15 protein-coding genes are annotated in these 22,018 nt (G+C 34.4%); all 15 read left to right on the forward strand.

The genetic code is table 11. The features are described from left to right. The first annotated feature begins 1 nt into the window (after position 1). The 15 genes from H3Z82_RS01745 (at position 2) to H3Z82_RS01815 (ending at position 21,772) form a co-directional block, all read left to right on the forward strand. Positions 2 to 1,171 carry a restriction endonuclease subunit S gene (locus H3Z82_RS01745; RefSeq protein WP_182202153.1) on the forward strand — a complete coding sequence of 390 codons (1,170 nt, stop codon included), beginning with the start codon at positions 2 to 4 and terminating at the stop codon, positions 1,169 to 1,171. 139 nt (positions 1,172 to 1,310) lie between these two features. Beyond that, positions 1,311 to 2,774, forward strand: coding sequence for an RNA-binding domain-containing protein (locus H3Z82_RS01750; RefSeq protein WP_182202154.1), 1,464 nt, complete (start codon positions 1,311 to 1,313; stop codon positions 2,772 to 2,774). An 80-nt stretch (positions 2,775 to 2,854) separates the two neighbouring features. Continuing rightward, complete coding sequence (locus H3Z82_RS01755) at positions 2,855 to 6,355, forward strand: DEAD/DEAH box helicase family protein (protein ID WP_182202155.1); 3,501 nt, start codon at positions 2,855 to 2,857, stop codon at positions 6,353 to 6,355. A gap of 78 nt (positions 6,356 to 6,433) precedes the next feature. Further along, entirely contained in the window at positions 6,434 to 8,200 is a 1,767-nt protein-coding gene (locus H3Z82_RS01760; RefSeq protein ID WP_182202156.1) for a DEAD/DEAH box helicase family protein, read from the forward strand. A 76-nt stretch (positions 8,201 to 8,276) separates the two neighbouring features. Next, positions 8,277 to 9,278, forward strand: a complete 1,002-nt coding sequence (locus tag H3Z82_RS01765) for a hypothetical protein (protein ID WP_182202157.1) — start codon at positions 8,277 to 8,279, stop codon at positions 9,276 to 9,278. A 67-nt stretch (positions 9,279 to 9,345) separates the two neighbouring features. After that, on the forward strand, positions 9,346 to 9,948 hold the full coding sequence (locus H3Z82_RS01770) for a DNA translocase FtsK (protein ID WP_182202158.1): 603 nt from the start codon (positions 9,346 to 9,348) through the stop codon (positions 9,946 to 9,948). A 5-nt stretch (positions 9,949 to 9,953) separates the two neighbouring features. Next, a complete protein-coding gene (locus H3Z82_RS01775) occupies positions 9,954 to 10,556 on the forward strand; it encodes a hypothetical protein (protein WP_182202159.1) in 603 nt (200 codons plus the stop codon). A gap of 4 nt (positions 10,557 to 10,560) precedes the next feature. Next, positions 10,561 to 11,097 (forward strand): hypothetical protein, encoded by a 537-nt coding sequence (locus tag H3Z82_RS01780; protein WP_182202160.1) that lies wholly within the window; start codon positions 10,561 to 10,563, stop codon positions 11,095 to 11,097. A 68-nt stretch (positions 11,098 to 11,165) separates the two neighbouring features. Then, a complete protein-coding gene (locus tag H3Z82_RS01785) occupies positions 11,166 to 11,720 on the forward strand; it encodes a hypothetical protein (RefSeq protein WP_182202161.1) in 555 nt (184 codons plus the stop codon). A 93-nt stretch (positions 11,721 to 11,813) separates the two neighbouring features. After that, the gene (locus H3Z82_RS01790; protein WP_182202162.1) at positions 11,814 to 11,963 is read left to right on the forward strand and encodes a hypothetical protein; all 150 of its coding nucleotides are present in this window, start codon (positions 11,814 to 11,816) and stop codon (positions 11,961 to 11,963) included. A gap of 248 nt (positions 11,964 to 12,211) precedes the next feature. Then, on the forward strand, positions 12,212 to 14,008 hold the full coding sequence (recD, locus tag H3Z82_RS01795; RefSeq protein ID WP_182202163.1) for an exodeoxyribonuclease V subunit alpha: 1,797 nt from the start codon (positions 12,212 to 12,214) through the stop codon (positions 14,006 to 14,008). Between the two features lie 2 nt (positions 14,009 to 14,010). Further along, positions 14,011 to 17,085 carry an exodeoxyribonuclease V subunit gamma gene (locus tag H3Z82_RS01800; protein ID WP_182202164.1) on the forward strand — a complete coding sequence of 1,025 codons (3,075 nt, stop codon included), beginning with the start codon at positions 14,011 to 14,013 and terminating at the stop codon, positions 17,083 to 17,085. 8 nt (positions 17,086 to 17,093) lie between these two features. Then, on the forward strand, positions 17,094 to 20,489 hold the full coding sequence (locus H3Z82_RS01805; RefSeq protein WP_182202165.1) for a UvrD-helicase domain-containing protein: 3,396 nt from the start codon (positions 17,094 to 17,096) through the stop codon (positions 20,487 to 20,489). A gap of 80 nt (positions 20,490 to 20,569) precedes the next feature. Next, positions 20,570 to 20,932, forward strand: coding sequence for a hypothetical protein (locus H3Z82_RS01810; RefSeq protein ID WP_182202166.1), 363 nt, complete (start codon positions 20,570 to 20,572; stop codon positions 20,930 to 20,932). A 21-nt stretch (positions 20,933 to 20,953) separates the two neighbouring features. Continuing rightward, a complete protein-coding gene (locus H3Z82_RS01815) occupies positions 20,954 to 21,772 on the forward strand; it encodes a hypothetical protein (protein ID WP_182202167.1) in 819 nt (272 codons plus the stop codon). Positions 21,773 to 22,018: the final 246 nt, after the last annotated feature.

Consider the following 22,018-nt stretch of genomic DNA (forward strand, 5'->3'; position numbering starts at 1 on the left):
AATGAGTCAACTTATTCCGATAACTGAGATTTGCGATTTTCAAGGAGGTACGCAACCACCAAAAAACGAGTGGATAAAAGATCCCGAAGATGGATATGTAAGAATGCTTCAAATCAGGGATTTTACTCAGCCAGAAAAAAACAACGTTGAGTATGTTGTGCTTAAAAAGCATACTAAAACTTGTAAAAAAGAGGATATTTTAATTGGTAGATACGGTGCTTCTATTGGTAAAATTTGTACTGGATTAGAAGGTGCCTATAATGTTGCATTAATTAAAACCAAACCAGATCTAAAAAGAATAAATAGGCGATACTTATTTCATATTTTACAAAGTGTGTATTTTCAAAATTTTATTTTGTCTGTAGGTTCAAGGGCGGCGCAAGCTGGATTTAATAAAGAGGATTTGACAAAGTTCAAAATCCCCCTGCCACCCCTAAAAACCCAACAGCACATCGCTCAAATTTTAGACGATGCCGCCGCCTTACGCGATAAAACCAAACAACTCCTCACAGAATACGACTTGCTGGCACAGGCTATCTTTTTGGAGATGTTTGGGGATCCAGATTCATTTGAACATTTTACAATTGCAGAGGTAGCGGCAAAGGAAAGATATTCCTTATCTAGTGGGCCCTTTGGATCTAATTTGACGTCGAAACATTATACTGAAAAAGGTATTGTTATTTTGAGAGGTACAAATGTAACATCTGGAATTTTAGATCTTTCGAATGTTAAGTACGTGAGTGAGGAGAAAGCAGTTGAACTTAAACGGAGTGAAATAAAACCAGATGACGTAGTAATTGTAGCTGTTGGGTCATCGGGCAAAGCCTTGAAAATCCCTAGCACATTAAAACGTGCAATTATGTCTCAAAATTTTAATAAAATAACTCCTGATAGAAGTAAAGTTATACCATTGTATTTGGAGTTTTGTTTCAACAGTCAACTCGTTCAGAATCAGTTCAGAACTGAAATGACAGATACTGTTAGAACATTTCTCAGTCTAACAAAAATAAAGCAAGTAAAAATACCAATTCCACCCATCGAACTCCAAAACCAATTCGCAGAAAAAATAGCATTGATTGAACAACAAAAAGAATTAGCCAAGCAAGAGCTTAAAGAAAGCGAAGACTTGTTTAATGCGTTGTTGCAGAAGGCTTTTAAGGGGGAGTTATAGAAATCGATCCCGATAGTTATCGGGAGAAATTGAAATTGAAAATGATCTTGATAGTTATGGGGAGAAAATAAAAACAGTAGCTGTGCAACGAATACTTTGAATTGCCCAAAATACAGATACCATAGTATCTTTATAAATTATGACGGAAACAAGACTACAAGAATTAATAAATCAGGGAGAAGGGACGCAATTAGAGTTTAAAGAGGCGAGTATTGGACTTAATAGAGACGCTTTTGATTCTATTTGTGGGTTTTTAAACCGTAGTGGTGGGTATCTTGTTTTAGGTGTAAATGATAATAAAACGATTACTGGGGTACAGGAAAATCAAGTACAAAACATTTTAGATAATATTGTTACCAGCGCGAATAATCCAGAGCGTTTAAATCCGCCGTATTACCTATCGCCGGAAGTGGTAGAAATAAACGGCAAAAAGCTTATTGTAGTTTATGTGCCAGAAAGTTCACAGGTGCACGCCACACGCGGAAAGATATTTGATCGCAACCAAGATGGCGATTTTAATATTTCAAAAAACTCAGATTTGGTCGCTCAATTATATTTGTCTAAACAAAATAGCTATTCAGAAAATCAAGTATTTCCCTATGTTCAGATTTCAGATTTCAAACCAAGCCTTTTTGATAAAGTAAGAAATCTGGCCAGAAGCCAGCAACCTTCGCATCCATGGTTGGAAATGGATAATGAAGAATTGTTGCGTTCTGCAGGATTATTTAAGCGCGATATGAAAACAGGAAAGGAAGGTTTTACACTTGCAGCTGTCTTGCTTTTTGGTACAGATGTTTGCATACAGAACGTGTTGCCACACCATAAAACAGATGCTGTCCTGCGTGTTACAAACACAGACCGCTATGATGATAGAGACGATGTGCGTACCAATATAATTGAGAGTTATGAACGTTTAATGGCGTTCATTGCAAAACACTTACCTGAAAAGTTTACGATTATTAATGGGCAACGAGTTAATGTACGTGATCATCTTTTTAGAGAGATTATAGGTAATTTATTGGTTCATAGAGAATACACCAATCCCTTTCCTGCAAAGTTGATTATTGAAGAAAATCAAGTGCGAACCGAAAACTGGAATAAACCCCATGGTAGCGGGACGATAGACCCTGCTAATTTCTCGCCATTCCCTAAAAACCCTGTCATTGCGAAATTTTTTAAAGAAATAGGTTGGGTGGATGAGTTGGGTTCTGGTGTGCGTAATACCTACAGATTGCTTAAACTCTATACTCCAGGAGCGGAGCCTACCTTTACAGAAGGCGATGTGTTTAAAATTATAATTCCAATAGAAGAAACGAATGAAGGTGTAACTATAAAAGGTTCGGAAGAAACGTCGGTAGAAGCGTCGGTAGAAGCGTCGGTACAAACGTCGGGAAAAGAATTATTGAAGGGGGTTGTAAAAAGTTCAGATAAGATTATAAAATTAATGCTCTTTAATAAGTATATAACCATACCGGAGCTTGCTGAACTAGTAGAAATAACAGAACGCAGCGTGGAACGTAACATAGTAAAACTAAGAGAACAAGAAAAAATTGAACGCATAGGTTCAAAAAAAAGTGGATATTGGCAAGTAATTGATAGATAATAAATAATAACGTCGGTATTGTGTCGGTATTGTGTCGGTGTTGGGTTGGAGAATATTGATTGAAATTAAATTTTAATAGAATGAATTCAAATTTCCAGTTTCTTAAAAGTGAGTTTACCACGTTTTTTGATCGGGCGGTTAAAGCTGAACAAACGGCCATTACCGATCCGCGTACCTCATTGGTCTATAGTCGAATGGCGTTGGAGGAAGCCATTAATTGGATGTACGCCAACGATGCCGAATTGGAAATGCCTTATGACACGACTTTAAACAGTCTGATGGTGCAGATCCAGTTTAAGAAACAGTTTAATCATAAACTCTATAATGACCTTCACATCATTCGCAAAACAGGCAACTTTGCTACGCATAATAAACCGGTTAATGATGTGGACGCCCTCAATGTCATTGATGCCTTATTTTATTTTGCCAAATGGATTGGCAGATCTTATGCTCAAGACGGTTATCAAGATCCTGGTATATTTGACTTTGAACGTATTCCAAAAGAAGGTCCCAATGCGCTTTCCAAAAGACAAATTGGGCAACTACAATCACAACTTGATAAGGAACTCAATACCTATCAAGCCCAACTAAAAGCTAAAGAAGAGGAACGGCAACAACTTGCTGATGAAAATGAACTCTTCAAGAAGCGTATTGACGATCTCCAGGCCCAATTAGAAGCCAATAAATTAGAAGCCAATAAGGCAGATGAGGTTCAGCATCCACGTAACGAAGCAGAAACCCGAAAATATATCATAGACCTTGCTTTGCGTGAAGCAGGATGGGAGTTAAATGGTATTAACGATAAGGAATACAAGGTGCAGTACATGCCAAAATCGACCAACAAATCGGAGACGGGCTATGTGGATTATGTGCTTTGGGATGATGACGGCTTACCCTTGGCACTTGTAGAGGCCAAACGGACATTGGAAAGCGTGACCAAAGGCGAAAATCAAGCACAACTTTATGCAGACAGTTTAGAAAAAATGCATGGGCGTCGTCCTATTATGTACTACAGCAATGGGTATGAAATCTATTTATGGGATGATCAATTTTATAAGCAATCCCGCCCGGTTCACGGGTTTTATACCAAAGCCGAATTGCAGACCGCTATGTTCCGCCGTACCCATCGCAAAGACATTCGCCTGGCACCCATCGATACCGAAATAGCAGGACGAACCTATCAAATGCGTTCCATTAAAAGTATCGCCGAACATTTTGCCGGCACCGACAAAACCGATGGCAAATTGATCGGCACCAATAGGGGAGCGTTATTGGTACTCGCCACCGGAACGGGGAAAACCAGAGTATCCATTGCGTTTTCAAAGTTGATGTTGGAATGCAATTGGGCAAAACGGGTCTTGTTTTTGGCTGATAGAACCAGCCTTGTAGATCAAGCCAAACGTAATTTTGTAAAGTTTCTGCCTGAACATACCAGTGTCAATTTATTGGAGGATAAGGATAATCCGGATGCACGTTTTGCTTTTTCAACCTATCAAACTATGATGCGATTGATCGATGGGAGTCGTGACGAAGAAGCACGTTTTTATGGTGTTGGTCACTTCGATTTAATTATCATTGATGAGGCGCACCGTTCCATTTATAAAAAATACCAGGCCATATTTGAGTACTTTGATGCGTTGTTTTTAGGATTGACCGCAACACCTATTGAAAGAATTGATAGAAACACCTATCAAATGTTTGGATTGCCAGATCAATCTCCTACCGATGCTTACACCTTTGATGAAGCAGTGGCCAATAAGCATTTATCGCCTTACAGAACGATTACTTTGCCTACTCAATTTCTTACCCATGGTATCAAATACAGTGAGCTTTCGGAAGAGGAAAAGGAAGAGTTTGAAGAGGAAATCTTGGATGGTGAAGAAGCAACAGGTAATGAATGGATTTCTTCGTCCGAATTGAATACCTGGTTGTTTAATAAGCCTACCGCCATTGAGACCTTACGCTATGTTTTAGAACACGGCATTAAAAAACGAGGAGGTGACGAGCTGGGTAAAACCATCATTTTTGCTAAAAATCAAAAGCACGCCCAGTTTCTGAAGGATGTCTTTATGGAACTTGATAAAGAATTGTTTGGTAATGACTATGTCAAAGTGATCACTCATAATGAGCCCAAAGCTCAAGAATTTATCAATCGGTTTTGCGATGAGGAAAAGGATCGACTTCCACAAATTGCAATCTCAGTTGATATGATGGATACGGGTATTGATGCACCCAGTTGTGTGAATTTGGTGTTTTATAAACCTGTAAAATCTTATGCCAAGTTCTGGCAGATGATTGGTAGAGGCTCACGTTTACGTCCCGATCTATTTGGGGTAGGCGAGGATAAATCGCATTTCTTGATTTTCGATCTCTGTGGTAACTTTGAGTTTTTTGAAGAAAACCCTAAAGGTATTGATGGAAGCACCCAAAAGAGCTTAACTGAAATTTTATTCAGCCTGCGATTGCAATTGGCAGAATATCTGAAAAGCCCTCAATTTAAAGAGAATACAGATTTACAAGAGTTTAGAACAGAACTTTTGGATGGTCTGCATCACGAAATAGCATCCCTGGTCCTCGAAAGGTTTGATGTCAAAATGAAATTGGAAATCGTCCACGAATTTGGAAATGACAACCGCGAAATTTGGAACCATCTTTCTAAACGCGATATCAAGCGTATAGAAGATGAATTGGCACCTATGGTAAAGCCAAAACAGGGGGATAGCGATCTGGCAAGATACTATGACAAGTTAATATATACTTTGATCACTAAGCGTTTGGAAACCCCAAATAACGAAGAATATGTCAAGGGGTTTATCATTCCAATTTCCAAGGTGGCATCCACTTCCAAGAAGTTATTGAAGAAAACGACCATTCCTGCAGTGAAGGCTAAGGAGAACCTTATTAAAATGCCATTGGAAGAAGAGTTTTGGAAGGTGGATGGGATCGCACATTTGGAAAAGTTAAGAAAAGGTGTGCGCGAATTGGTAAAGTATATGGATCCAGTAGATCAGCGTTATGTTACGACGAATTTTGTCGATTCTATAATTGATGGTAAAGTTGTAACTGGGGGATATTCGGTCAATGAGCCTCCTGAAGAAGGATATCGAGTGTCGCCGTTCCAAAATAATGTGCATCGCTTAGAGAAATTAATACGGGAAAATGAAAATCATATTACAATCACGCGAATACATAAAGGTGAGCCAATTACTGAAGCTGAACTTAAAGCTTTAGAAAACATGTTGTTTGCAGGAGGTATTGATAGAGCTTCTCTTGAAAAAGAAATGGGTATGCAGTTCAGTCTTGTAAGTTTCATCATTTCTTTAATAGGATTAAGCTCTGAAAAAGTGGATGCTGCTTTTGCAAAGTTTATTAATGACTATCGACTGAATGCTGTTCAAATTAAGTTTTTAGATACTATTAAAGAATTTATAACTAAGGACGGAAATATAGAACCAAGTAAACTTTATGATCCATCATTCAGAAAGATCCATTCACTTGGAGTTGATGGTGTTTTTAATGAAGAGCAAACAGCTGCTATATTTCAAATCATCAACACTTTCAAAACAAGTCAGCAGGCTTAAAATATAATATTTGTCAATATGCAGATAGGCTGCATAAGTAGATCGTAATATTGTAGTTCACTTTTAAACTGCTAGACTATGACTGCCTTTCAAAAACACTGGAATTCTGAAATTGAAATTCTTCTAAAAGAATTGGGTACTCCAAAATCATTAGAAGATAATATTATTGATACCCTCAATCATTCCAGGCGCACAGGTATATTCCCCAATCAAATAATCAATGCTTTACGATTAGGGCAGTCTATTAAGGATGGCAACCAAAATATGGCATTTGTTGCATCTATGCAAAGTGGGAAATCAGGAACAATTTACTTTCTGTGTAATTATGTGTTGCCAGCTTTGGGTATTCTCTCAGAGTATGAATCTATCCTATTTGTGACCAGTATGCGTGATACGGATTTGTATGACCAAAACTGTCGAAATTTACAAGCAGAATTCTATGATTGTGTCTTAGGTGAAATGAGACCATCAAATATAAAGGTGATGAAGATGAGCGATTTTTTTAATCATCCAAATCCTCATAAAGTTGTCAATGAGTTTGATGTTCAGTTAATTGTTCGGGATGAAGATCAATTTGGTTGTGGTGAAGACTCTAGTTTTCAGGCTGCTTTTTTCAGTGAGTTGCGTCGTCGTATTCCAGATATTAAATTATTAGCCGTAAGTGCAACACCTTATGATATCTTAGATGCCCAGTTTTCTGGTGACGCTGATGTTGATGTGATTGTAGGGGTAAGACCTCCTGATTATTATGGTATTTCAGAAATGCTTGAGGATAATATTATTGAAGATTTGCCAGAAGCTTTTAAACCTTTGCAAGCCCAGGGTTCAGGAGAAGATATTGTGTATAATGTGCATCCAAAAGTGATTGAATATGCCAATCATTTGGTAAGCTTTGAAAATGGTTTGGGAATTATAAGAGAATCTAACACATTGAGAGCTTTAGAGTTGCGAAAGCAACTAAAATCTCAGTATAAAAGAACGTGTACTGTTATTGCAATTGGTTCAGATACTGCTTGCGATTTTAATATCAATGATGGGATTAAAGAAATTTCCAGTTTGGTCCTTAAAAGAGGACAGCGTGTTATTCTAATCGTAGTACAAGCGTTAACCGCAGGAAAAGATTTAGGAATGCTTAAAGAGAAAGTGCGTTTTGGTATTGAAACACGTGATAGCCAGCTTGCAAATGGCGCACAGGGCATTACAGGTCGTTTTTGTGGGTATCATAAAAACAGGGATTTCAAATTATTGGCAAGCGTCAATCTTTTATCCCATTATGCACAGTTTGAACAAGATTACGAGATTTTTTCAGATCGTGAATGGAGAAATGAATTGTATAATAATGACGTGAAGGGATTAAGTACCCATACACGTTTTGTGAATACACAACGACAAGGAGTTTTTACGCCTATTGTTGCTATTGAAACCATTGACTATTGCGATTTACTGTCGCAAGAAGCTCGTGATTTATTGGATTTTATTGATGATGACGGGTATCATAGATTATTGGGCTTTTTTGATACTACCTTTTATGATTCTCATACTAAAGGGACGCGCTTTGGACAAAAAGGAGTAACGGTACGTATAGCTTCAGGTTATAATTTATCAAGCAACAGAGTGTATAAAAACTGGAACTGCGGCCTAGAGAGTGATTTTGGGAGTGTTTTCTTTAAAAAGCAACAATATGAATTTGGATTATTGATTAGCAATTATCCGGTTGATGATGTAAGGAATACATTAGGATTCTGTGGCATTAAGATTTTGGTGTCTGGAGAGAGAGAGTTTCGAAATCAAGAAACGGATGTGTTGAACGGATCGATGTATTCACAAAGTAGCGAAACGGAATAATTGGAAAGGTATCTTTTTATAGCTTTTCTAAAATTATTGAATAATTATATAACAACTTTTTAAACCAGATACTATTATGACATCCATAGGTTTTAATCTCAATTTTCTTAATAATAAAGAACAGTTTATTCAAGCGGATCAAATTCCATATACCAAAGCTCTGGTTGGGCTTATGACGCTTACTAATATGCATCGCTTATTTGAAAAAAATGATATTCTCGAACTTATAAAACGAGCACATATACTGCTGCCACAGCAACGTATCATTGACCGTTTTTTCACTGATGACAGTTTGTTTTCATTTGAATACGAAAAACTGACCTATAAATTTTCCTTAAAAGATTTAAAGAGGTTTGTTGGAATTGAGGTGTTAGATGCTTCTGAGAATTATAGTTCTCTTGCTCAATGGGAATCTAAAATTAACAACTGTATAATGATATATGATTTGCAAACTACTATTGGAGTTCTTAAAGGTCTAAAATTATCAACGTTCGGATCTGCAATATCATCTGATGAAGAAAGCATTATAATCGACTTTGCTAAAAAATCCACTACTCATGCTATTGCGCCTACAGAAGAATATTTAGCTCAAGCTGAATTTTTAGGAAAAACGATATCAGATGAATTCTCCGAAAATCTGTTCAGTCGTATAAAATTAGAATTTCCAAATAAAATAGAAGCATTAGAGTTGCGTAAAATGCCTTTTACACAACCGGAATTTAGCTTTGATGCCTATCCTTTAAAAATACAAAAAACTTTGTGGCAACATTTTTGGCCAGAAATGGAACATTTTAATGACCCTGATGAAAGAGAGCATATTACTAAGTTAATTTATCTCGCTTGGTTATGGGCAAATGGTTTTGTTATGATTGATTTAGATGGATTTTATTTTGTTGATTCACGAGTGGAAGACTTCGAGGTGGAAGATTATGAATTAGAAGGTGGAGGCACAAATCTGCATGAAACTTATTATAACCATGGTCTGGATGAACTAGCTCCTATCCTTTATAACGAGGAAGTCGCTAAAAAGGCAATACGTCCATGGGAATCAATTGACGTTTTAAAAAGGACCATTTGAGTTAGGCGTCACCATATGGCGGACTCATATCTTAATTTTACGTCAGCATTAAGGAAAAAAATATACTATGGCAATACAGAAGCAGGAATTTGTATGGAGACCTAACGATAATAGTGGCTCCACTTTACTAAAGTATGAGTTAGAAGCGCAACATTGGACCAAAGCTTTTAAGTCAGCACAGCGTTCACAGGCACCTCTTAACTATGGTGAGGTCTTTACTACTATAGGGATTATAATTGGACTTGCTCTTACTTTGTTGACCATTGTAGTCCAACTTTTAATGATGTTCTTTAAATGGTTATTCAGTCAAGATAATAACACTGCTTGTAAAGTTGCAAAAAAATATAATGCTTCATCATCAATGATGTCTATCACTGAACGTAGTATAAGAGAGATTATAATGAGGCGTCCTTCTGTTTTTAAACCTAATCGACATAAATTATTCAAAAAAGCGGCTTTAATGGTCGTGGCAAAACAGAAAGTATCGATATCTGGAATGATGTACGAGCTGAAAATAGATTTTGACATAGCTAGTAGACTTATTGATGAACTATTTGAAGCCGGTATCATCTCAGGCATTGACAAAGAGAAACAAAGAAAAGTGTTTATAGATGATAAGATGTCTTTAGATCTTCTATATCATATGGAAAAACAATATTCAACGATTTAGTGGGAATGAAACATAATGAGAAAGATGCGCGCATTAAGTTGCGACTTTATGGCGAATCGTTTAAAATACATGGTCTCAGTCTGGATAAAACGGATATAAATGATATTATGAATGTAGCTAAAAGATTAAATGAGCCTATAGAAGAAGCATTGCTAAATGTTTCGTTTTTTAGATTTTTGAACAATAAAAACTACCAAGGACTAGAAGATATGATCGATCAGAGCTTTGGTGGTTTAATAAATAATCCAAAAAATAAAATTGAACTCTGGTGTGGACGAAAGTGTATTCAAAAATTAAACTTAAATAATCTGATTCATCCAAACACTTTATTCCCATTATTTAATACCTCTATTGGAAATTTTAACATTGAAATGGACAATAGAATCTATATAATAGAAAAGGAAGTAGGGCTGGTTGGTGAGTATGTTTTGGAATGCCGCTATTTTGATATTAATCTTTTAAAGTTTACTATTTGTGATATTCATTATGTGGGTAATCATTTGCAACTATTAGAATCCATTACATACAGTACAAATAGATTAAAACTTAAAAAGACGGATACCCTTGTAACCTATAGACATTGTATTAATAATCTCAACCCAAATTAAAAACATGAAAAAACTAAAAATCATTCTGATAGTACTGCTCATAAGCTCCATTAACGCAAGCTCACAAGGAATTTCTGAAGCATTGGATAAGGCTTTACCTCAAATGTTAAAGGGAGAATACCGAGGTACTTTTTTAAATGATTCCTTAGTGGCTACTTTTATACAAGAATATTTGTTGGAGGCTCAAAAGCGTAATTTGGAATTGAAGGAACATCTTGATGAAATCAATTGGATTTTAATAGAGCCGGAACAAAGGTCAGGAAAACCACGACTTCTGACAGGGATGAACCTAGGATGGGTGGATAGAGAGCATAAATTAATTTTATTGTCAGAGTCATGTTTGTTAGATAGGTATATCTTAAAATCAACCCTATACAGAGAATTAAGCCACTATTTGGGACTGTCTTATGATATAGAAGGTCTTGAGATTATGTCTTTAGTAAAACCCAAAGGCTATTCCTATGCATGGTTTGATGATTACGAAATGGAGCAAATTGTATATGATGATTTATTTGCCGAGTTGAAGAAAATGTTAAACTGATAAAAGGTTTCAATGTTTTAGGATTGGACCAATCCACTTGTTGATAATCACTTAACTAAAATTATTAAATGGAAATTCTTAAAAACTTTTTTAAGAGCTGTAAAATTACTGAAGATGGTGTCATTTTGGATGAAAATTCAATAAGCCGAATTCAAAAACATTATACTAATTTCTCAAAATTAAAACCTGCTAAGATAATACTTGATAAACCCTTCGGTGTATTTGCTTTTATCAATAACTATTTAGGAGTTTATAGAATAGTAACATTCCATTATGTCGATTTTAGATGGTATTCAGAATCTACAACTGCTAAAATAATGCATAAATCAAACATTGAAGAATGGCGGGATACAGGTGTTTCGAATAAATTTTCTGAAAACCCTTATAAAAATTCCGGTGATACTCTTGGTGTAATGTCTGGTGACTTTAGGCATTGCTTTGATGAAATTATTAAAGAACAACATAAGCGACAAATATTGTTTGAAGGCACTGTGGAAATTCTATTAAATGATCGTTTCAAACAGGTTTCGTATCAAAGTGGGATAGGACTTCAAGATTTGACGCTAATTGAAAAAATAACTAAAAATAATCCTCGTAGGATGGGCCTGCATTATATTTCTTAAATAGATGAATATGAATGTAAACTCACCTTTAGTTTTATTGACATTAAATAAAATTTTCATTAAATCAGATTACTAACTTTAAATTAATTAATTATGACAACTTACAAAGGAAAAATTCGAATCGAAGGTCTTGGAACTGCAGTTGATGTTTCAGCCACTGCCAGCAATGCATCTGCCGCAAAGAAAATCATTGAAAATCAGTATAAAGTAAAGCAATGGGTAAAGCAAATGAGTAGATATTAATTTCTAATTTAACATTTTATTATGTTTTCACCCAAAGTCGTAAAAATTATTTGATTTTAATTCCTATGTTTAAACTTTGATAAAAATGAAAAGACATAAAGCTTCATTAGAAGCTCTTTAACCAGTTTTAAAATGGAGCTTTTGCTTTTTAATAATAAGGGACGAGATAGATTTATTTTCTCAAACTTAAATCCTTATATATGAATTTAATATCTGATTTATAACATAGAAACAACTTAATACCCTACATGAGATTTATCAACGATTTGCATTTCCAGTTTTCGGAATTGGTGGCTGACGAAAACCTTAAACCCTATGCCTACCTGTTATCTAAGCGATTAAGCGAAGGTAATGTGTGCATTGATTTAGACATAGAAGATTTAGATGGTGAATATAAATCTTGGTCTGAGAAAATTAAAAAAATAATTCCTGCTTTTTCAGAAGTTAATATCTCGGAATCTACGAATATGCTATCCGTAGACCCAAAGGACAAAAAACCTTTTATAGTTTTCAATGATAAGTTCTATTCTTATCGTTATTTCAACTATGAAACGCGGATAATCAACAAAATCAAAGAGTTTATTGTTAATGAAAAGGACGAAATTTCTCAACGTCAGCATGAATTGAAAAAATATTCTGAAGAAATTTTAAAACTACAAGACATAAATTTAGATATAACAGATTGGCAGTTAACAGGCTGTTTAAATTCATATTTGAATAACTTCTCAATAATTACCGGAGGTCCAGGAACAGGTAAGACCACTACAATTGCCAAGTTATTGATGTTGTTTTATACTATAGATCCTTCTTTAAAAGTGGCCATTGCTGCTCCCACTGGGAAAGCGGCCATCAGAATGTTGGAGTCTCTTAAAAACAATCCATTAAGTGGGCAGGAACCTCTAAAGAGTAAGGTTGAGGAGTTAGAGGTAAGTACCATCCATCGTTTGTTAGGAGTTAGGAACAACTCGCACTATTTTAAAAAGAACGAAAATAACCCACTTGATTTCGATGTAGTCTTAGTGGACGAAGCTTCAATGATAGCCGTACCACTATTCGCGAAACTCTTAGATGCTATTGATTCCTTAAAGCGAGTGGTGTTATTAGGTGACAAAAATCAATTGGCATCTGTGGAAGCAGGAAGTGTTTTTGGGGATTTATGTAATGCGTCATTATTGAAAAATTCAGATTCCTTAAACGTATTTAACAGCGAGCGTATAAGCTTTATCAATTCTTTTCTAAATGTGAATAATCAAATCGTAGACAACGGTTATTCAGATGACAATCTTCTAAACAATCATATTACCGAATTAATTCTCAACCGGCGAACTGACGAAGGATCAAAAATTATTGAAGCCTTAAGTGTAGCTATTATTCAAGAAAAAGTAGAGGACGTTAAAGAGTTGCTAATTGGAACTTCCAATAGTTTAAAAGTGGATAATGATTATAACAAGGAGCTTTTTGAAAAATTTATTGCGGGGTATGAAGCCTACATTAAAGAACCTGATATTAAAAAAGCCATTGAAAAGTTAAATGACATTCGTGTTTTATGTGCGGTTCGGGAAGGAAAACATGGGATTTATGCAATAAATAAAAGGATTGAAATCTATTTACAACAAAAAAATCTATTGCGGATAAATGCCGAAAATTATGAATCGCGTCCCATTTTAGTAACTAAAAACAATAAGGAATTAAATTTATCTAATGGCGATGTTGGAATTGTAAGAAAAGGCTCTAAAGGAAATATGATGGCCTATTTTATTCATAAGACTGGTGAAATACTTGAAATACAACCAGAATTTATCGGGAGTTATGAAACTGTTTTTGCAATGACCATTCATAAAAGTCAAGGTTCTGAATTTAAGGACGTGCTGATTGTTTTGCCAGAAAACAAGGAAAATCGACTGCTCACCAAGGAGTTGCTTTATACAGCAATTACGAGAGCAAAGAAGCGAGTGACCATTCAAGGAACGGAGGAAATTATTGTGCAAACCGTACAAAACCGAGTACATAGAATTTCTGGAATTATTGATCGAATAAACAACTAACTATGAGCATTCAAGTTTACGCTTCAAGAAGTATAGAACCTTTAGCAAAACAATTATCTAAGGAAATAAAAGAGAAGAAGTCAATTTTATATTCCGATTTTATTGTTTCAGATAATAAGGTTACGACCGATTGGTTAAAGGTAGTAATTGCTGAAGAAAACGGAATTGCTGCTCATTTAACAACTTGTTCGGCAAAAGAGATTCTATCAATTATATATAGAATTATTGGTGGAAAAAATCTCGACATACCAGTTTTAAATAGCTTGCAGCAACAATGGATAATTAATGAACTACTAAATGATCCATCCTTTACAACAAAGTTTACCCAGGTTGCAGCATACTATCTAAATAAACCTTCGTATCAATTAGGCTTGTCAGATAAAGTAGCTGCTCTTTTTGATCAATACAGCTTGTACATTCCGGATAAGTTAAAAACCTGGAATGCCGATAATTTTAAAACTTCAAATCCAGATGAAAAATGGCAACAACATGTATGGTTGGCTTTTCAAAAGAAAATTAAAGATGAAGCCATTGACGATTATCAATTGCATCAATTTATTGAACAGGAATTGGATAATCCTGATAAAGCAGCCATTTTAAAAGAAAAACTACCGGTTATCTACCTTTTTAATATTGCTGGGTTTAATTCCAATTTATTGGAGCTATTTATTAAAATTGGAAATGTAATTGACGTAAAAATATTTTATGATTCCATTATTTCTGAAGTTAAATCGCCTTACACCAATGATTTGTTAGAGAATTTAAAAGGACCAGCGGTTTACATTTTAGAGACTTTCAAAAATAAAAATATCGAAATTCAATGGCTTGACAGAAAGGAACGAAAACCACATCTTACTTTACTTCAATCTTTACAAAATTCAATCCTTGAGGATAAAAAGCTGAACGAAAATAAAGTAGCTGATTTTTCTTTAATTATAAACTCATGCTACTCGCCTATTCGGGAGGTGGAGGTGCTCTATAATTATTTGGTGAAATCTGTGGACCTTTCAAAAAACTATATTGGCGCAAGAAATATTGTTGTGTATTGCTCCAACTTGGATAAGTATGCCCCGGCTATAAGTGCTGTTTTTGATAATACACCGTATCATTTTCCATATCATATTATTGGTGAGAAAGAACAGACCGTCGATTCTTCAATAGATGCTCTCGCTGCCATTTTACAAATTGATATACGATGGATGAAACCATCTTTGGTTATGCAGCTTTTAGAATATTCTTCCATTGTTCAAAAATATGAAATTGAAGACGTGGACTTATTACTACACTTGGTAAAGGAAACGAATATTCGAAATGGTTTTAATGGAGAACAGGAAAATGAAACCAATTTTATTTCATGGGAACATGGATTAAAACGACTGAATTATGGAATGTTAATTTCGGGTGATGAATGGTTTGATGATGGCGATGATGAATATCTGACCCTAGATAAAGTGGAAGGAAATAATGCCAATGATTTGGTGCGTTTTAATTATTTCATCCAGAATTTACATATATTCTTGTCTGAATTGGAAAATGAACGATGTCTTGAAGATTGGATTTCATTTATACAAGATGGCTGCGATTTGTTTTTTGATCGAGAGAACGATATTCAGTTGGAACTTCTTACTAAGGAATTAGCGGAAATTAATTCAATCGCTTCTTCAAATAACAAATTAGGTTTTGAAGTATTTTACGCAATATTAAAAAAGATTTTTAAAAATATAGATGCTTCAACCTTGATTGGAACCAACAAAGGCATTCGCTTTTGTTCCATTTCCAATTCAAACCCAATTCCAAATACGGTTGTGGCATTATTAGGATTGAATCTAACAGATTTCCCGAGACAGCTTCATCGGTTGAGTTATGATTTAATCAAATCGGATAAAGAGTCTATTTTGCAAGACATAAAAGAAAAAGATAAATCCTTTTTCTTAAAAGCTATCTTATCGGCTAAAAAACAACTTTATATCAGTTATATCGGCAGAAGTTCCAAGGATAATTCAGAGTTACCACCATCATCTTTGGTAGATGCTCTATTGGATTATTTGGATATAAAGGACTTCGTAACGGCCCATCCATTACATAATTTTAATTCCAAGTACTATAAAAATAATCCTGAATATTATTCCTATTTAGGAAAAAATCAGATTTCTGATTCTACGGAGAAGGTTTTTGATGAAAACAAAGAAGCTTTAGATGACAAAAGAAAAATCATCGAAATACCATTGCATGAGTTCATTAACTTTTTTAAGGATTCCTTCAAAAATTATTACAATAAACAATTAGGCATTTATTATAATGAGGGAGGTGAAATGCTGGAAGATTCAGAGTTATTTGAATTAGATACTTTACAAAAATGGAATTTAAAGAGGAGTATTGTTGATGGTTCAGAGCTCACGTCCGAAGATATTAAAGTTTTGAAAATACGTGGAAATCTTCCATTAGGAACATATGGTGAAATTTGTTTGGAAAATATACAAGATGAATTAAGAGAGCTGACAGATAAAATTGAAGAATTGACATTAGACCTTCTTCACGAACCAACAAAAATCAATTATGAACTCCAAGTATCCAATGTTTTATATAGAATAAGAGGGCAAATTGATTCAGTATTTATAAACGGGATTGAAAGCAAACACATTTTCACAAACGTAAGCAGTAGTCAGCAAAAATATCAGTTCGAAGCGTTTATCAATTTCCTGTTTCTAAGTGAAGAGAAGTCGGTAACATTGGAATTCTTATGCATTTATAATAAAATATTAAAACATACTCACATTACTTATTCAGATAATTTTATTGGGGTTTTGGATGAACTCATTAAAGTTTTTATTTCGTCTCAATCCAACTTAAATCCTTTTTATATCAATGAGAAAATAGCCGAAGAATTATTGAAAATTGAACATGATGATATTACTAAAGTAGCTATTGAGAATGCTCTTGAAAAAGATGGTTTTTTAAGTGATTATGTGAGTAAAGAAAGAGAGGTTGGTTATTTTGAGGATAGAAAAAATCAGATTCAATTCCTGAAAAACTATCACTTCTTAAATGAATTGATATTTAAAAATTTCAATCAATAATGGGAGTTATGGAGTTTAAAATATTTGATGTCAATAAAGTTTATTTAGAAGGAAGTAATTTGGTTGAAGCCAGCGCTGGGACTGGGAAGACCTATTCAATCGCCATTTTGACCTTACGTTTAATTTTGGAAAATAAAGTTCCAGTACGAGAGATTTTGATGGTTACGTTTACAAATGCTGCCGTTGCGGAATTAGAAATAAGAATACGACAATTTGTTCGAGCTGCTTATAAATACAGCTTAGGCTCTTCAGAAGAAAAAAACAAGGACGTTAAAGATTTGGTTGATAAAATTGGAAAACCTGAATCGCAAGTCTTATTAGCAGAAGCCGTTCGCCAATTAGATGAAACCAGTATTCTTACCATCCATAGTTTTTGTCAAAACACCTTAACTGAATTTGCTTTTGAAACTGGGCAAAGGTATGATATTAATCTGTTAACAGATCTATCTGAAGTTATTGGAGACGAAGTAAAAGCGTTTTGGAGGAAGGAAGTTACAAATATTGGTAAATCCGATTTAATTAAAGTTCTATATGACCTTGAAAAATTTAAAGTTTTCAAAACTTGGTATAAGTATTTAAGTATTGATGTGTTAAAGGGCGCCTTGAGAAATGAGCTAGACAATAAAAATCTTAAAATAAACTCAGGTGATTTCGATTTTGATAAAAGCATCGAGTTTCAGGAAAACGAGATTAACAACAAGATGTTAAATTATATAAGGCATAATCAAGGAAGCTTCATCCTAAAAATAAATTCTCATGAAGGAAGTCGCTACACAGATAATACACGATCAACATTTATCAGCCTTTTGAGTGACCCACAAAAGTTTTTAGAATTTATTCTTAAAACAACAAATAAGAATGCAGTAGCAATTTTTGAAACAGAAATAAAAATATTAAAAGAATTAAGAGAGAAGAAGAGATCTGTTAAAAAAATGTTTATTGAAAATCTTATCATAAAAGCCATAGCCTCTAAATCAACGGAAATAAAGCAAAGAATGGAATTAATGAGTCATGTTTCCTATGATGACTTAATTAAAAACCTCCATCAAGCTACTGTTATTAGGCAGAACGAAAATCTAAAGAGCATATTAAGAGAACGCTATAAAGCTGTGTTTGTAGATGAATTTCAGGATACAGATAAATATCAATACGAGATTTTTAATACGCTTTATAATAATGGCGAAAGTGTTCTATTCTATATCGGTGATCCCAAACAGTCAATTTACGGATGGCGAAAAGCAGATATCAATACGTATTTTCACGCGAGAAAGGAGGTGGATAACACGTACACAATGAATACCAACTTCAGGTCAACCCAATTACTTATTAATGGATTAAATGAGATTTTTAGTGAAAACTCTTATCAGAACAATGGAGAAGGAGTCGGTTTATTTCATAATGAAAAGGAAAGTCCAGAAGAGAAAAAAATCATTTACCACGAGGTGGATGCATCTTCTAATACAAAACAAAAGAATTGTTATCTAAATGAAACCATAGAAACTCCAGTTACTATATATGATGGCTACACAAATAAACCTAACATAGATTCTCATACTATTAATCTAATTCAAAACTTATTAGATAATGGGGTTTTAAGAGAAGAAAAGCAGATATCCGAAAAAATAAAACCTTCAGATATCGCCATTTTGGTTCGTACTGGTTTTGAAGGCAGAAGCTTAAAGGAACATTTGGACAAACTGGGCATTCCATCCGTGTTGATAGACGATAGTAAAATATTTACTGCGCCAGAAACAACAGCTATACTCTATTTGTTGCAGGCCATTCAGGAGCCTTCGTCTTCTGCGGTTAATAAAGCATTATTGTCAAAACTTACAGGTTATTCACGTACAGATATTGAAAAACTGAATATTAATTTTCATTTGGATAATTTCAAAAAATTATTGAGACTATTCAATTCTAAAGGAGTGTATGCCTGTTTACTCACTTTCTATGAAGATTATCACACCCGTAAAAACTTATTGGGAAGTTCAGAATCGATTGCCAAAAGTGGTTTGAAATCCTATTCGAATCTTCTTCAGTTGGCCGATGCTTTACAGCGCATTCAAAAACAGAGAGGCTACGAGTTAAATGGATTGATTTCATTTCTTAAAAAAGCAAATGAGGGCGAAGAAATTGAAGGCGATGAATATGAACAACGAATAGAGACTGATGAAGAGGCGATTCAAATATCTACTATTCATTCAAGTAAAGGTTTACAGTATAATATAGTCATAGCACCTTTTCTTGATTTGGAAGTAAAAACTAAAGGCGCATTTTCGAGTTTTAGAAGTGATGACGGCGAATACTATTTTGAACCAAATTATAATAATCCGGCCATAAATAACAGGAATTTTAAAATTCAAACCGAACAGGAAAACAGAAGACTGATTTATGTTGCGTTGACTCGTGCTAAATATCAGTTATATGTATTTACGCAACGCAACGGTTCTATGGGAGCAGTTCTGAATAACAAGTTGAATTCTAAATATCTTGTAGTAAAAAATTATGAACCTAAAGAGGTGACTTCGGTAATTTCAGATAATCTGGTAGACAATTTAAAATTTGCTGAACCAAAACAGTTTAATCTAAAAGATAAAAAATGGCTTAAAATGAGTTTTTCATTTTTAAGTCTGCCTCGTGCTCCTATACCAAAAACCTTTGAAACTGAAAATAAGGATTATGATTATTTTATATTCAAAGAATTGGAACGCGGCGCACATATAGGGAATTTATTACACACTATCTTTGAGTTTATAGATTTCACGAACCCTGAACAATGGCAGAAAACTATTGATATAAATTTGAAAAAATACATCCCGAGAAAACAGGAACTATATCAACCCAATATGAATAGTCTTTTAAATCACATATTAGGGGCGTCCATTCACATACCAGGGAATAAGGCTTTTAGATTAAATGAAATTCCAACCTCAAAAAGAATCAATGAACTTGAATTTGATATCAATATAAACAACATGAATTTGAGTAAGCTGTACGATTTGCAGACAGATTCTGTACGGTTTTCATTTAGAGATGTGGATTTAAATGGAATTCTAAACGGTTTGATCGACTTGTTTTTTGAACATGATAACAAATATTATATTCTCGATTGGAAATCAAATTATCTTGGCGATTCTTTAGATGATTACAGGCCAGAAAAGCTAAACGATGCCATGAATGAAAATAACTATCATTTGCAGTATTATATCTATACTATGGCGGCAAAGCGGTTTTTAGAAAGTAAATTAGATATGTTTGACTATGAAACCCAATTTGGAGGGGTTATCTACCTGTTTTTAAGAGGAATGCGAACGAAGGAGGATACAGGGATTTTCTCGACGAAGTTATCGTTGGAAACAGTGAGGAAAATGGAGGAGGTATTTTGTTTGGAGCCTGTTGAATAGGAGGAGGCAGCTGATCCAATTTAAATTTAATAATCATTCCTGATTTTTTTAAAAGAAATGAATTACAAATAAAAAAAAACATGCAAATAGTAGAAGTAAACTTAATAGATGGCTATCCATTCTATTGTCCTGTAACAGGCACCTTAATATTATCTGAAGATGAATTCACTGCCTCGCCAGCGATGGTATATTGTTATATCCAAAATGAATCTACTTTTGAATATACAAATGGGCAAGCACAGGAGGTTTTTAGTGATATTTCCAAAGGTGATTTCTATCTCAATTATGAAAAGTATAATAACAGACTTCATTCATTAACTAATGATGTAGGCACGGAAAACTGGGTTTGCTTCAGGCTGTGTAGTGGTCGTAACGGTAGTTTTGTTGTGGATCATTGTATCGATATGGGATTTCGCGAATCATTAAATAATGTTGGCATATAATATTTTAAACTATAACTAACTATGGAACACAAAGTTTACAAAAGAGAAGAAATAGCCTCAAATGAATATCGAGTTTTCGGCGGCGATGGGAAGGTTTTAAAAAACCATAAAAACAAACCATATCCTAATTTATCTGAGCGTGCGTCTCAGAATCTTATCGACGACTTAAATGCGGTGAATCTTAAAAATCGAGAACTTATTTTCCAGAATAATTCTGAAAAGGATGCTCTTGTAGAAATAGCAGCACATAACCGATCAAATAGGGAGTTAAATCAAAGTTTATGCTATTGTGTTATTTCAACCTTAATGGAATATCAAGAACATAATTCAACTATAGAACTGGAACTGGAATTATCTATTCAGTGGGATCGATTATTTCGACTAACTCCAGGACCGCCATACCTGCTAATAGAACTACGAAACACTGCTGAGGCACAAGAGTTTTTTGGTCAAGATTATGTAAATCTCCCATTGAATTACTGTCAATCAGTTGAGGAAATGGAGGAAAATAAAATTGAATTAGTTCCTGAAAATACAATAAAAATAGTTGCCGACCTAGTTCAGGAGATGTCGATGGCTGAGAAAGTGATGGTGGATATTCTTTATAATCTATTCCAATACTTTAGTATTACGATACCGATTTTATGGGTGGCTGGAAAAATAGACGACGAAGCTTTTATTGCTTCGTATTATGCGTTGCATATGAATGTTGATATCTATGAAATGGATCATATAGAATTTGAAAGGCCTAGTTTTGAAATGAACAGATTGTTATATCTAAATGCTTTAAAGAAATCATATCAGGATGAAGACCAATCTTTACCTTGTGCAAATTCCTAATACTTACCCAAACAATATGTCATTTAGCCCGGTTATTACTGAAATACTGGATATACTGATTCAAAAAGAAAGAAAAGTATCTGTGAATGCTTTTTAGCATGGGGTTCATCTATGCTGGACTGCTTAAAATTCCACAACTTTTTGTGTTGATCCCTTTTTGACTTGATCCCTTGATCCCAAACAACACCTAATTCGACACCCATAAAAAGAAAGCCCCGTAAACACTAATGTTTCGGGGCTTTTCAG

Origin of the sequence: Gelidibacter maritimus, assembly GCF_014062315.1 — a bacterium.
In the GTDB taxonomy this organism is placed as follows: Bacteria; Bacteroidota; Bacteroidia; order Flavobacteriales; family Flavobacteriaceae; genus Gelidibacter; species Gelidibacter maritimus.

Bases quoted from the DNA above. Each gene is read 5' to 3' on its own strand.
- H3Z82_RS01745 (WP_182202153.1), top strand. From the start codon at position 2: ATGAGTCAACTTATTCCGATAACTGAGATTTGCGATTTTCAAGGAGGT.
- H3Z82_RS01750 (WP_182202154.1), top strand. From the start codon at position 1,311: ATGACGGAAACAAGACTACAAGAATTAATAAATCAGGGAGAAGGGACG.
- H3Z82_RS01755 (WP_182202155.1), top strand. From the start codon at position 2,855: ATGAATTCAAATTTCCAGTTTCTTAAAAGTGAGTTTACCACGTTTTTT.
- H3Z82_RS01760 (WP_182202156.1), top strand. From the start codon at position 6,434: ATGACTGCCTTTCAAAAACACTGGAATTCTGAAATTGAAATTCTTCTA.
- H3Z82_RS01765 (WP_182202157.1), top strand. From the start codon at position 8,277: ATGACATCCATAGGTTTTAATCTCAATTTTCTTAATAATAAAGAACAG.
- H3Z82_RS01770 (WP_182202158.1), top strand. From the start codon at position 9,346: ATGGCAATACAGAAGCAGGAATTTGTATGGAGACCTAACGATAATAGT.
- H3Z82_RS01775 (WP_182202159.1), top strand. From the start codon at position 9,954: ATGAAACATAATGAGAAAGATGCGCGCATTAAGTTGCGACTTTATGGC.
- H3Z82_RS01780 (WP_182202160.1), top strand. From the start codon at position 10,561: ATGAAAAAACTAAAAATCATTCTGATAGTACTGCTCATAAGCTCCATT.
- H3Z82_RS01785 (WP_182202161.1), top strand. From the start codon at position 11,166: ATGGAAATTCTTAAAAACTTTTTTAAGAGCTGTAAAATTACTGAAGAT.
- H3Z82_RS01790 (WP_182202162.1), top strand. From the start codon at position 11,814: ATGACAACTTACAAAGGAAAAATTCGAATCGAAGGTCTTGGAACTGCA.
- recD (WP_182202163.1), top strand. From the start codon at position 12,212: ATGAGATTTATCAACGATTTGCATTTCCAGTTTTCGGAATTGGTGGCT.
- H3Z82_RS01800 (WP_182202164.1), top strand. From the start codon at position 14,011: ATGAGCATTCAAGTTTACGCTTCAAGAAGTATAGAACCTTTAGCAAAA.
- H3Z82_RS01805 (WP_182202165.1), top strand. From the start codon at position 17,094: ATGGAGTTTAAAATATTTGATGTCAATAAAGTTTATTTAGAAGGAAGT.
- H3Z82_RS01810 (WP_182202166.1), top strand. From the start codon at position 20,570: ATGCAAATAGTAGAAGTAAACTTAATAGATGGCTATCCATTCTATTGT.
- H3Z82_RS01815 (WP_182202167.1), top strand. From the start codon at position 20,954: ATGGAACACAAAGTTTACAAAAGAGAAGAAATAGCCTCAAATGAATAT.